10 protein-coding genes are annotated in these 12,346 nt (G+C 75.0%); 9 read left to right on the top strand and 1 reads right to left on the bottom strand.

Features of this window, described 5'->3' with window-relative positions:
• Positions 1 to 2 precede the first annotated feature (2 nt).
• From ACI79O_RS03930 to ACI79O_RS03905, 6 genes are all read left to right on the top strand, one after another.
• A complete protein-coding gene (locus ACI79O_RS03930) occupies positions 3 to 1,187 on the top strand; it encodes a polysaccharide pyruvyl transferase family protein (protein ID WP_456913417.1) in 1,185 nt (394 codons plus the stop codon).
• Positions 1,188 to 1,196: 9 nt separating this feature from the next.
• A complete protein-coding gene (locus ACI79O_RS03925) occupies positions 1,197 to 2,366 on the top strand; it encodes an acyl-CoA dehydrogenase family protein (protein WP_456913416.1) in 1,170 nt (389 codons plus the stop codon).
• A gap of 224 nt (positions 2,367 to 2,590) precedes the next feature.
• Entirely contained in the window at positions 2,591 to 3,028 is a 438-nt protein-coding gene (locus tag ACI79O_RS03920; RefSeq protein WP_456887727.1) for an SRPBCC family protein, read from the top strand.
• A gap of 763 nt (positions 3,029 to 3,791) precedes the next feature.
• A complete protein-coding gene (locus ACI79O_RS03915) occupies positions 3,792 to 5,429 on the top strand; it encodes a multicopper oxidase domain-containing protein (protein WP_456913415.1) in 1,638 nt (545 codons plus the stop codon).
• On the top strand, positions 5,426 to 6,541 hold the full coding sequence (locus ACI79O_RS03910; protein ID WP_456887730.1) for a flavin-containing monooxygenase: 1,116 nt from the start codon (positions 5,426 to 5,428) through the stop codon (positions 6,539 to 6,541). The genes ACI79O_RS03915 and ACI79O_RS03910 overlap by 4 nt, the downstream gene beginning before the upstream one ends.
• 29 nt (positions 6,542 to 6,570) lie before the next feature.
• Positions 6,571 to 7,938: a DJ-1/PfpI family protein gene (locus tag ACI79O_RS03905; protein ID WP_456913414.1), complete on the top strand. Its 1,368-nt coding sequence runs from the start codon at positions 6,571 to 6,573 to the stop codon at positions 7,936 to 7,938.
• Positions 7,939 to 7,979: 41 nt separating this feature from the next.
• Here the strand turns inward: ACI79O_RS03905 and ACI79O_RS03900 are convergent, their stop codons facing one another.
• Positions 7,980 to 10,601 (bottom strand): ATP-binding protein, encoded by a 2,622-nt coding sequence (locus ACI79O_RS03900; protein WP_456913413.1) that lies wholly within the window; start codon positions 10,599 to 10,601, stop codon positions 7,980 to 7,982.
• 201 nt (positions 10,602 to 10,802) lie between these two features.
• Between ACI79O_RS03900 and ACI79O_RS03895 the strand changes: the two genes are divergently transcribed.
• The 3 genes from ACI79O_RS03895 to ACI79O_RS03885 are packed head-to-tail and all read left to right on the top strand — an operon-like array spanning position 10,803 to position 12,345.
• The gene (locus ACI79O_RS03895) at positions 10,803 to 11,012 is read left to right on the top strand and encodes a heavy-metal-associated domain-containing protein (RefSeq protein ID WP_456877175.1); all 210 of its coding nucleotides are present in this window, start codon (positions 10,803 to 10,805) and stop codon (positions 11,010 to 11,012) included.
• 47 nt (positions 11,013 to 11,059) lie between these two features.
• Complete coding sequence (locus ACI79O_RS03890) at positions 11,060 to 11,341, top strand: metal-sensitive transcriptional regulator (protein ID WP_456877176.1); 282 nt, start codon at positions 11,060 to 11,062, stop codon at positions 11,339 to 11,341.
• Between the two features lie 14 nt (positions 11,342 to 11,355).
• Positions 11,356 to 12,345, top strand: coding sequence for a hypothetical protein (locus ACI79O_RS03885; RefSeq protein WP_456913412.1), 990 nt, complete (start codon positions 11,356 to 11,358; stop codon positions 12,343 to 12,345).
• Position 12,346: the final 1 nt, after the last annotated feature.

The following is a 12,346-nucleotide window of genomic DNA, read 5'->3' as shown; positions in this document are numbered from 1 at the left end:
ACGTGCACTACCTCATCTCCACTGCCGGACACCCCAACGTCGGTGACGAGCTCATCACCCGCACCTGGCTGCGGGAGCTCGCCGTGCGTGCGCCGGACGTGGACGTCTGGCTGGACTGCCCCAACCCCGCCGGCGCGCAGGCGCTGCTGGCCGACGCTCACCCCAGGCTGCGGTGTGTCGACACGCTGTTCCGGCTCTGCTGGGAGGCGCCGTCCGACGACGCCTGGGAGGTCGTGTCCTTCGTCGCCGGCGCACTCGACGACCACGGTCAGGCGCCGCGGTGGGTCCCGGGACTGCGCCGCTTCGGTCAGGCCTCGGTCGTCCACCTGATCGGTGGCGGCTTCGTCAACGGCGTCTGGCCGCGGCACCTCGGCCTCCTCGCGGCCCTGGACTGGGCTGCGCGGCACGGGGCGCGCACGGCCATGACCGGCCAGGGCCTCGCGCCCCTGGGGGACGACGCGGTCGCCCTGACCCGGCGGCTGGTCCGGCGGCTGGACACGGTGGACGTCCGCGACAGCGCGAGCGCCGGGCTGCTCGGCCGCCCCGGAGCCCACTCGGGTGACGACCTGTGGCTCGCCGAGATGTCGACGCTCGTCGACGCCGAACGGGCCACGGAGATCGACGCCGTCGTCTGCGTGCAGGACGACCTGCTGGAGGGGTCGGGCTGCGAGCGGCTCACCGAGCAGTGCCTGACCCACCTCGACCACTGGGGCGTCGACCCGGCCCGCACGGCCGTGCTCGAGTGCATCCCGCGGGTCGACCGTCGCGTCTTCGACCGGCTCGCCGGGCTGTTGCCGGGTCTGGTGTTCGTGCCCTGGGTCGAGTTGCTCGAGCGCGGGATGCCCGCGGGGGCCCACCAGCGGTGGTTCAGCACCCGCTTCCACCCCCACCTGATCGCCTCGGCCGTCGGTGCCCGGGGGATCGCCGTGCCCGTCCGGCCCGGCTACTACGACGTGAAACACGGCTCCCTGCTGGAGGCGGGTTCGGCCTGGCACCTCCTCCAGCCGGGCAGCGCCCGAGTGGTGGATCCCGCGACCGGCCGCCCGGGCACACTGGCCGCCACCGGGGAGGCGGTCCGTGCCCGCAAGCTGACGATCGCCACCGAGCTGTACGGGGCCACCCCGGTGGTCAGCGTCCCGACGCCACGCACGGACCGGCCGCTCCTGATCACCGCGAGGGCGTCCTAGCATCTACCCGTGAGTAGTGCAGGGCTGTACCAGCTGACCGAGGAGCACGACGCGATCCGGGCCGCCGTCCGGGACCTCGCGGAGCGGGAGATCAAGCCGTACGCGGCCGAGGTGGACGCCGAGTCGCGGTACCCGATCGAGGCGCAGAAGGCGCTGACGGCGGCCGGCTTCCACGCCACCCACATCCCCGAGCAGTACGGCGGCGAGGGCGCCGACGCGGTCGCCACCTGCATCGTCATCGAGGAGGTCGCGCGGGTCGACGTCTCGGCCTCGCTCATCCCGGCGGTCAACAAGCTCGGCTCGATGCCGGTGATCCTGTCGGCGTCGGAGGACCTCAAGCAGCAGGTGCTCGCCCCGATCGCCGCCGGTGACGCGATGATCAGCTACGGCCTGTCCGAGCGGGAGGCCGGCTCCGACGCCGCCTCGATGAAGACGCGGGCCCGGCGGGACGGCGACACCTGGGTGCTCAACGGCACCAAGGCCTGGATCACCAACGCCGGCGTCTCCGAGTGGTACACGGTCATGGCCGTCACCGACCCGGAGCAGCGGGCCAACGGCATCTCCGCCTTCGCCGTCCACCGCGACGACCCGGGCTTCGCCGTGGGCCCGAAGGAGCGGAAGATGGGCATCAAGGGCTCGCCCACCTGCGAGCTCTACTTCACCGACTGCACCATCCCGGCCGACCGGGTCATCGGCGAGCCCGGCACCGGCTTCAAGACCGCGCTGCGCACGCTGGACTACACCCGCCCGACCATCGGCGCGCAGGCCGTCGGGATCGCCCAGGGCGCGCTCGACGCCGCCGTCGAGTACACCCGCGAGCGCAAGCAGTTCGGCCGCGCGGTCAGCGACTTCCAGGGCGTGCAGTTCATGCTCGCCGACATGGCCATGCAGATCGAGGCCGCCCGGCACCTGGTCTACGTCGCGGCCGCCCGCGGCGAGGCCGGCAACTCCGGCGGCAAGGTGGACCCCGACCTCGGCCGGCTGTGCGCCGCCGCCAAGGCCTTCGCCTCCGACGTGGCCATGAAGGTCACCACCGACGCCGTGCAGCTCTTCGGCGGCGCCGGCTACACGCAGGACTTCCCGGTCGAGCGGATGATGCGCGACGCCAAGATCACCCAGATCTACGAGGGCACCAACCAGATCCAGCGGATGGTCATCGCGCGGAGCCTCCTCCGGTAGGAAGGAGCCTGCGTCCTCTCCGCTCACCGCCACGACAGGTCTCCCCGGAGACCGGACTGCTCTCACCTCGCGGACCGGAGATCCGGCTGACCGGCGAGCGCTCGCCGACCTGGTCGGCACCACCCGGGTCGCCACCACGGAGCTGCCGGGCGGACTCCGCGACGCCGGTGCGGGTGCGAGCCGGAGCTGCGCGCCGACCCGCGATGAGGGGCCATGCTCGGGACATGGATGTCGACGTCGCCGTGGAGGCCGTCATCCCCCACCCCCGCGAGGTCGTGGCGTCCTACGCCGGCGACCCGAGCAACGCGCCGCAGTGGTACGCCAACATCGTGTCGGTGAACTGGCAGACCCCGCCGCCGGTCGCAGTCGGTTCCCGGATGGACTTCGAGGCCCGCTTCCTGGGTCGCCGGCTGAGCTACACCTACGAGGTGGTCGAGCTCGAGCCGGGTGATCGGCTGGTGATGCGCACCGCCGACGGGCCGTTCCCGATGGAGACCACCTACACGTGGGAGTCGGTGCCGGGCGGGACCCGGATGAGGCTGCGCAACCGCGGCGCGCCGAGCGGGTTCGCGAAGATCGGTGCTCGGGTGATGGCGAGGGCCATGGAGGGCGCGATGAGGAAGGACCTGGCGCGGCTCGCCGAGCGCCTCCGGTACCGCTGAGGCCGACCGGGCCGCCGGCCGGCGGTGTCTCCTGGAGGCGTCGCCGTCGGGTCGGGAGCCGGCTGGAGCAGCAGCCGGACGTTCTCCGCGGTCGCTCGTGCCTCCTCCAGGGCGCGCGCGGTCATCGCGGCCACCATCCTCTGCAGCGCGCTGTGCGCGTCCCGCGCGAACCGCGCGTGCTCGCTCCGGCTCAGGTCGGCGCCGAGCGGTGGCGAGGGCTCCTCGTGAGGCCGCCGGAGCCCACGGCCGCGCAGCCGTGCCGACGTGGGTTCGCCGGTGCCGTCGCATCGGGCACAGGAGCTCGCCGTCGGAGGGGCGCAGCACCTCGGTGCCGCTGCCGGCCGCGATGCCCGCAACGGACACCTCATCGGTGCGCATGGCGAGGCTGTCGGGGTGGGGCTCCAGTGGCACCGGTGTGCGGAACCCGTGCTCCATGCGGTGGGGACTCCCTGGCCCGCGGTCGTGTGCGGCCGTGGAGGCGGATGCGGCAGTCGGCCGCGCGGGCCGGTCATCGGACACGTCCGGATCCGGGCCCGGTGACCGCCGAGGAGCGCCCGCCGTGCGGAGGCGTCTGGACAGGTCACCCCGAGGGGGCTGGACTGGCAGCCCGCCCGGGAGGCGCCATGAGCACCGAGCTGTCGACGACGTCGCGCCGTCGCGGGGACCGCGTGCCCGGTGCGCCCGTGTCCCGGGGCGGGCTCCGCCTCACCGCCCCGGCCCGCCGTGGCCGAGGACCCGTCACCCACCCACCGGAGGACCTCCCGTGGACACCTTCTCCACCGACACCACCGACCTGCCGGAGGCCACGCGGCCCGAGGTGCTCGTGCTGGGCCCCGGCGACGAACTGCGCCTGCGCCCTGCTCCGGTCGCGAAGCGGCTGGGCGACACCACGGTGCGGATGCTCGGCTACAACGGCTCGATCCCCGGCCCCACGCTGAAGGTGCGGCAGGGCTCGGAGGTCGTCGTGCACGTCAGCAACGGCACCGACCTGGACACCACGGTGCACTGGCACGGGTTGCGCCTGGAGAACCGCTTCGACGGGGTGCCGCACGAGACCCAGGCGCCGATCCCGCCGGGCGGGGAGTTCACCTACCGCATCCAGTTCCCCGACCCGGGGCTGTACTGGTACCACCCGCACGTCCGCGAGGACGTCACCCAGGAGCTGGGTCTCTACGGCTGCATCCTGGTCGAGCCGACCGAGCCGGACTACTGGCCACCGGCGCACCGCGACGTGGTGCTCACCCTCGACGACCTGCTGCTCGAGGACGGTGTGATCGCCCCGTTCAGCCGCACCGAGACCAGCTACGCGGCGATGGGCCGCTACGGCAACCTGATGCTCACCGGCGGCGAGACAGCCCCGGCGTTCACCGCGAGGACCGGTGAGGTCCTCCGGTTGTGGTTGGTCGACACGGCCAACAGCCGCGTCTTCCGGATCGGCGTGCCCGGAGCGCGGATGAAGCTCGTCGGCGGGGACAGCGGCCGGGTGGAGCACGAGCAGTTCGTCGACGACGTGGTGCTGGCGCCGTCGGAGCGGGCCGTCGTCGACGTGCTGTTCGACCGGCCGGGCGAGTTCGCGCTGGAGCACCGCACCCCGAACCGGACCCACCGGCTGGCGACGATCACGGTCAGCGACGAGGTCGCCGAGCCGCCGCTGGCCGAGCAGTTCGAGGCGCTGCGCACCGCACCGGAGCTGGCCGCCGAGCGGGAGCGGCTCGGCGCGTGGCTGGCCGCGCCGCCGGACAAGACCCTCGCCATCGTCGCGGAGATGGACGACCCGGGCGCGGCCTCGGCGGCCGGCCCGGTGACCTACGCCTGCCCGATGCACCCCGAGGTGGTCAGCGAACAGCCCGGGCGCTGCCCGAGGTGCGGCATGAGGCTGATGGCGACGACCCCGGCCGGCGCCGCCGTCGGCCACGACACGGGCCACGACACGGGCCACGACGCCGCCTCCCCGCACGCCCACCACCACGGTCCCGCCACCGCCGACGGGATCGAGTGGGAGGACGAGATGGCCGAGGTGAACCGGACCACCACCGCCGAGACGATGCGCTGGAAGCTGCTCGACCGCACCGCCGGCCGCGACGGGCTGCCGGTCGACTGGCGGTTCACCGCCGGACAGCGGGTCAAGATCCGGCTGGTCAACGAGATGGACTCCGACCACCCGATGCACCACCCGTTCCACGTCCACGGCGCCGGTCGGTTCCTCGTCCTCGCCCGGGACGGCGTGCCCGAGCCCAACCTGGTGTGGAAGGACACCGTGCTCATCCCGACCGGACAGACCGTCGACGTCCTCCTCGACGTCACCAACCCCGGCCTGTGGATGGCGCACTGCCACATCGCCGAGCACATGCACGCCGGGATGATGTTCAGCTTCACCGTCGACCGGGCGGTGACCCCGTGACCCCCCCGGCCGAGCCTTTCGACGTCGTGGTGGTGGGCGGCGGGCAGGCCGGCCTGGCCGCCGCCTGGCACCTGCGCGAGCGGGGGCTCCGGTTCCTGGTCCTGGAGGCCGCGCCGGAGCTCGGGCACACCTGGCACACGCGGTGGGACTCGCTGCGGCTGTTCACCCCGGCCGAGCACGACGCGCTGCCCGGCCTGCCGTTCCCGGCGCCGGCCGGCAGCTACCCGGGCAAGGAGGCGGTCGCCGACTACCTGCGCGACTACGCCGCCGCCTTCGACCTGCCGGTGCAGCTGGACGCGCGGGTCACCCGGCTGGAACGCACCGACGGCGGGTTCCGGCTCGCCACCGCCAACCGGACGTACGACGCCCGGCAGGTCGTCGTCGCCACCGGACCGTTCCAGACCCCGTTCGTCCCCCCGCTGGCCGCCGGGCTGGACGCCTCGGTGACCCAGCTGCACAGCTCCGGGTACCGCAGCCCCGCGGCGCTGCCCGAGGGGCCCGTCCTGGTGGTCGGCGGGGGCAACTCCGGCTTCCAGATCGCCGAGGAGCTGGCCGGGACCCGGGCGGTCGAGCTGTCGGTCGGCTCGGCGTACCCGGCGTTGCCGCAGCGGCTGCTCGACCGCGACCTGTTCTGGTGGCTGACCCGGCTCCGTCTGATGCGGGTGACCGCCGGCTCCCGGCTCGGACGGCGGATGCAGACCCGCGGCGAGTTCCTCATCGGCAGCAGCCGGCGCGGGCTGCAGCGGGCAGGCGTCCAGTTCCGACCGCGGCTGGTCGGTGCCGCCGGTCGCACCGTCCGCTTCGCCGACGGCGCCAGCAACGAGGTCGCCGTCGTCGTCTGGGCCACCGGCTACCGGCCCGACCACTCCTGGATCGACATCCCCGACGTGCTCCGCGACGGCCGCGTCGCCCATCGCCGCGGCGTCACCGAAGTCCCCGGGCTGTACTTCCTCGGCCTGTCCTGGCAGCACACGCGGGGCTCGGCGCTGCTGGGCTTCGTCGCCGACGACGCCGCCCACGTGGTCGACGCCGCCGCGAGGAGCAGCGCATCCGCGCCCGGGCCGCGCGGTGCGCCCGACGCGGAGGCGGCCCCGCACCACGTCCGGAACTGAACCACGCCGAGCACCCGAAGGAGACCGCCATGCCCCGCACCGAGAAGGTCCTCGCGTTCCCGGTCTACCCCGGCGTGACGCCGCTGGACCTGATCGGCCCGCTCACCGTGCTGATGGGCCCCGGCATCGGCGGCATGGGGTACCGCACGGTCGTGGTCGGCGAGCGCGCCGAGCCGCTGGCCACCGACACGCCGCTGCAGCTGCAGCCGGCCGCCACCTTCGCGGAGGTACCGAACCCGTGGGCGGTGATCGTGCCCGGCGGCGGCGCGGCCACCCTCGCGGCGGCCGAGGACGAGCGGCTGCTGTCCTACGTCCGCTCGGCCGCCACCGGGGCGGAGGTCGTCGGCTCCACCGGCAACGGGGCTCTCGTGCTGGCCGCGGCCGACCTGCTGGGCGGTCGGCGGGCGGCCGTCCACTGGGCCTTCCGCGAGCCGCTGGAGAAGCTGGGCGCGATCCCCGCCACCGAGCGGTGGCGGGCCGACGGCCGGCTGCACACCGCCGCCGGCGGCACGGCCGGCATGGACATGACCCTGTCCCTGCTGGCCCGGCTGCGCGGCACGACCATCGCCCGGCTGACCCAGCTGTCCGCGGAGTACGACCCGCAGCCGCCGTTCGGCCGGGTGGGGCCGGACCCCTCCGACGACGATCTCGCCCGGACACTGCGCGACCCCGACAGCGCGCCCACCGCCGATCCCGGGGGAGGCGACGCGCGGCTCGTCGCCTTCGTGCTCTACCCCGGGCTGACCGTGCTGGACCTGGTCGGACCGCTGCAGGTGCTGACCGCACTGCAGCGGTTCGTGCCGGGCCATCGCCCCGTGACCGTGTGGGCCCGCCGGGAGCCGGTGCCGACCGACGTGGGCGTGGCGGTGGTCCCCGACCGGACCTTCGAGGAGGTCCCGCACCCGGCGATCGTGCTCGTGCCCGGCGGCGCGGTGCCCACCATCCGCGCGATGACCGACCCCCTGGTCCGCGACTACGTGCGGTCCGCCGCCGCCTCGGCCGACCTGGTCACCTCGGTGTGCACCGGCTCGCTCGTCCTCGGCGCGGTCGGGCTGCTCGAGGGGCGCGACGCCACGACCAACTGGTTCTACTCCGGCATCCTCGCGGGCCTGGGTGCCACGTACCACCAGCGCCGATGGGTCGAGGACGGCGACCTGATCACGTCCGCCGGGGTCTCCGCCGGCATCGACATGGCCCTGCACCTCGCCGCCCGCCTGACCGACGAGGCCACTGCTCGCCGCGTGCAACGGGCCGTCGACTACGACCCGCGCCCGCCCTGGGGCGGCATCGACTACGCCCGCATCCCGCGCTTCCCCCGCGCGCTGCGCGGGGCCATCGGGCTGACCGCCCCGGTCGTCACCGCCCGCCCCCGGCGACTCACCCGGGCCGGACGCTGAGACGCTCGTCCCCCGGCACCGGACGGGCCGAGGCCGAGGGGTCAGCCGCTGCGCCGGGCTCCGGGCCCGGTCGCGAGTTCGCCCAGCGCCTCGTCGATCAGCACCCACGGGTCAGCCGCGCTCGCCGACGCCCGGATCTCGGGCTCGCGGTCGCCGAGGCGCCGCAGCGTCGCGGCCACCGCGGCCTCGTGCAGGTCCCGGGTCATCGGCCGGGCGGGTAGCCCGACACGGCCGCGCAGCGCCTCCGCGGCAGCAGCGGCCCGGGCCGCGGTCTCCCAGTGCTGCTGCCGGACTGCCAGCGCCGCCGTGGTGTCCAGGGCAGTGGCCAGTCCCTCGAGGTTGCCGGCCCGCCGGAGGTGCTCGATCTGCTGGCGCAGGCGCTCCACGGACTCGTCCAGGTGACCGGCGAGCAGGTCGAGGACGGCCAGGTGCCCGACCGCCTGGGCGAGGAGGACGTCGTGGCCCATCGCGGTGGCGACGGCGGCGGCCTCGTCGAGGTCGGCGCGCGCCCCGGCGGGATCCCCGATGAGGGCCCGCCAGACACCGTGGTGCAGGGTGGCGTGCCCGAGCAGCCAGGCGTTGTCCTGGCGCCGAGCGGTGGCCAGGGCGGTGTCCAGGTCGTCGGCGACACCGGCGGTCTGCCCCAGGGACAGCCGCAGCGCGCCGCGGAGCAGCCGCACCGCGGTCGCGAGCAGCGCGGTGTCCCGGTCCGAGGTGTCCCCTGCGAGGTGCAGGGCCTGCTCGGCCGTGGCCAGCGCGGCGGCGTGGTCCCCGGTCTGGGTCTGCGCGTAGCAGACCGCGACGCTGTGCAGGAAGGCCTGCTCCCGGCTCGCCGGATCGCCGCCTGCCGTGTCGGTGGCCGCCGGGGCGACGTCGCGCAGCTCGCCGACCCGACCGCCGTAGATCAGCCACGGCCACAGCCGGCGGGCCAGTGCGGTGACCACGTCGACCGCGCCGCGGCCCGCGGCCCAGCGAGCGGCGGCGAGGAGGTTGTCGGCCTCGCGTGCCAGCAGCGGCCACGACCTGGGCGCGTCGTCGTGCGTGAGGATGTCGGCGGGCTCGACGAGCTCGGCGAACCAGCGGGCGTGCCGCTCGCCGAACCGCTCGGTCTCGTCGCGCTCCTGGAGCAGGTCGGCGGCGTAGGCGCGGACGACGTGCAGCATGCCCACCCGCGGGTCGTCGGTGACGTCGGCGACCAGCAGGTTCTTCTCCAGCAGCGAGGACACCCCGCCGAGCACGTCCGGCACGGTGTCGTCACCGCACACCGCCTCGACCGCCGGGAGCGTCGCGCTGCCGGCGAACACGCTCAGCCGGGCGAACAGCGCCTGCTCGGCCGGGGAGAGCAGTCGGCAGCTCCAGTCCAAGGTCGCCCTCAGGGTGCGCTGCCGGGCCGGCAGGTCGTCCGGGCCCCCGCCGAGCACGTCCAGCCGCTGCGTCAGCCGGTCGGCGAGCGCGACGGGGGAGAACAGCCGGGCGCGGGCCGCGGCCAGCTCGATGGCCAGCGGCAGGCCGTCGAGCAGGCGCACGATCTCGGCGATCGCGGCCCGGTTGCCCTCGGTGAGTGTGAAGCCGGGGTGGACGTCGGCCGCCCGCTGGACGAACAGCTGCACGGCCGGCGCGGCAGCGACCGGCTCGTCGTCGGCCGGGACCGGCAGCGGCGAGAGCGGGTACTCCCGCTCGCCGCGCAGCCGCAGCGCCTGCCGGCTGGTGACCAGCAGCGCGAGCCACGGGCAGCGGCCGAGCAGCGCGGCCAGGGCCGGGCCGGCGGTCCGCAGGTGCTCCATGTTGTCGAGTGCCACCAGCAGCTGCCGGCCGCGCAGGTCGTCGACGAGCCGGTCGAGGAGCGGTCGGCTGCCGGCCCCGGGCACGCCGAGCGCCCCGGCGAGCGTCGGCAGGACGAGGTCGGCGACCGGGACGTCCTCCAGCGGCACGAACGCGACACCGTCGGGGAAACGCTCGTCCACCACGCGGGCCACCTCGAGGGCGAGGCGGGTCTTGCCCACCCCGCCCGGGCCGGTCACCGTCACCAGCCGCGCCTCCCCGCCGAGCAGCTCGGAGACGGCGGCGACGTCCCGGTCACGGCCCACCGTCGCCGTCAGCGGCACCGGCGCCGCGGAGGGTCGGGCCCGCCGGCCGTCCGGGGCTGCCGCAGCGGCGGGGGCCGGGGTCATGAACCGCTCGCTCAGCAGCGCGGCGAGGTCGTCCTCGAGCAGCCCGGCGAGCTCGGTGGCGTCGGTGAAGTGCCGGTAGGAGGCGCTGCCGTGCTCGCTGACCTCGTCGAGCATGGCCTGGAGACGCGGCTCCACCGCCTCCGCAGGTCGCTTGAGGTACAGCAGGCGCGGCATCCCGTCGCTGAGCCGGAACTCGTCCTCGAGCCCGGAGACCTCCTCACCGGGGGCCACCCAGCCGTAGCGCTGGAAGTAGATGCCGACGAACACGTGTGACTGGCGGAGGTAGGCGCGGTACAGGTCCCGCGGCGGGTGCGGACGGGCACCGAGCTCGAACATCACCGGCGCCAGGTGCAGCCGCTCGATCGCGCCCCGCACCGCACGCCGCTCCTCGGCCAGCTCACCCAGGGTGGAGCTGACGAAGACCCGGATCCGCTGATCCGGCGTCCGGATGACCTCCCCGGGGTCCCGCGGGGGGATGTCGGTCGCCGTCATCTCCGTGCTCACCGCCTCGCCGGCACCGGGCGCCGGTCACCTGGTCATCGTGGCGTCCGCGTGGCCGGCGGACCAGCTCACCCGGCACGCCCGACGGCCGCCGGTCCCGTCCGGCGTGCCGGCACTTGCGAGAGGTACCGGGTGGGGGTATACCCTGTACTAGGTACCACTAGGGGGTACCGGTACGAGAGGAGAGCGACCGTGAGCACCACCGACTACGCCGTCCGGGGCATGACCTGCAGCCACTGCGCGAGCGCGGTGACCGACGAGGTCTCGAGGATCCCCGGGGTGACCGGCGTGCAGGTCGACCTGGCCGCCGGCCGGGTCACCGTCGAGGCCGACCGGCCGGTGTCCGACGACGCGGTGGCCGCCGCCGTCGACGAGGCCGGCTACGAGGTCGTCCCCGGCTGACCGGCGACCCACCCGATCCGTCCCACCCGACGAGGAGACCGACAGACATGGCCGGCTACACCCACGCGAAGGACGAGCACCTCAAGCGGCTGCGCCGCATCGAGGGCCAGATCCGCGGGCTGCAGCGCATGGTCGAGGACGACAAGTACTGCATCGACATCCTGACCCAGGTGTCGGCGGCGACCCGCGCCCTGCAGTCGTTCTCCCTCGGCCTGCTCGACGAGCACCTGGCCGGCTGCGTGGTCGACGCCGCGCAGAAGGGCGGCCCGGAGGCCGACGCGAAGGTCCGCGAGGCCTCCGAGGCGATCGCCCGCCTCGTCCGCTCCTGACCGGAGGACGTGCCGTGAACACCCCTGCCCGGCTCGGCGCCTACACGCTCGGGTTGGTCGCCGTCTTCGGTGCGGCCGCCGGCATCGGCCAGGCGGTCGGCCCCGTCGGCGCGGCCGCCGACGACGCGGCCGGCCACGAGGCCGCTCCCCACGGCGGGACCCATGCGGGATCCGCGCTGGACCCCGGCGCAGCGGCACCCGCCGCCGGCGACCACGCGCCCGGCGGCCTGCAGGTCTCCGGGAGCGGTTACACCCTCGACGCCGACGGGTCCCTGCCGGCCGGCGCGGCCACCCCGGTGTCCTTCCGCGTCCTCGGTCCCGACGGGCAGCCGGTGACCGCCTACGACCCCGCCCACGACGAGGACCTGCACCTGATCGCGGTGCGCCGGGACCTGACCGGCTACCAGCACGTGCACCCGGAGCTGTCCGCCGACGGCACCTGGTCGATCCCGCTCGAGCTGACCGCCGGCACCTGGCGGCTGTTCGCCGACTTCGACCCCGCCGGCGAGGACCCCGCGCTCGTCCTGGGCACCGACGTCGCCGTCGCCGGCGACCACGTCCCGCAGCCGCTGCCCGAGCCGTCGGCCACGGCCGAGGTCGACGGGTACACCGTCACCCTCGACGGCCGGCTGGTCCCGGGGCAGGAGTCGGAGCTGACCCTGTCGGTCAGCCGGGACGGGCAGCCGGTCACCGACCTGCAGCCGTACCTGGCCGCCTACGGGCACCTGGTCGCCCTCCGCGACGGCGACCTGGCCTACCTGCACGTGCACCCGGCCGGCGAGCCCGGCGACGGCACCACACAGCCGGGGCCCGGCATCACCTTCTCCGCCACCGCACCCTCGGCCGGGGACTACCGGCTGTTCCTGGACTTCAAGCACGGTGACGTCGTGCGCACCGCCGAGTTCACCGTGCGCGCCGGGGAGACGGCGGCCGGCGGCGGCACGGCGACCCCGGGCCCCGCCGCCGAGGACGGCCACGCCGACGACGGCCACGGCCACGGCTGAG

It is taken from the genome of Geodermatophilus sp. SYSU D00696 (assembly GCF_054050235.1).
Note: the sequence above shows the minus strand (reverse complement) of the source record. Positions and strands in the feature narration are given on the sequence as shown.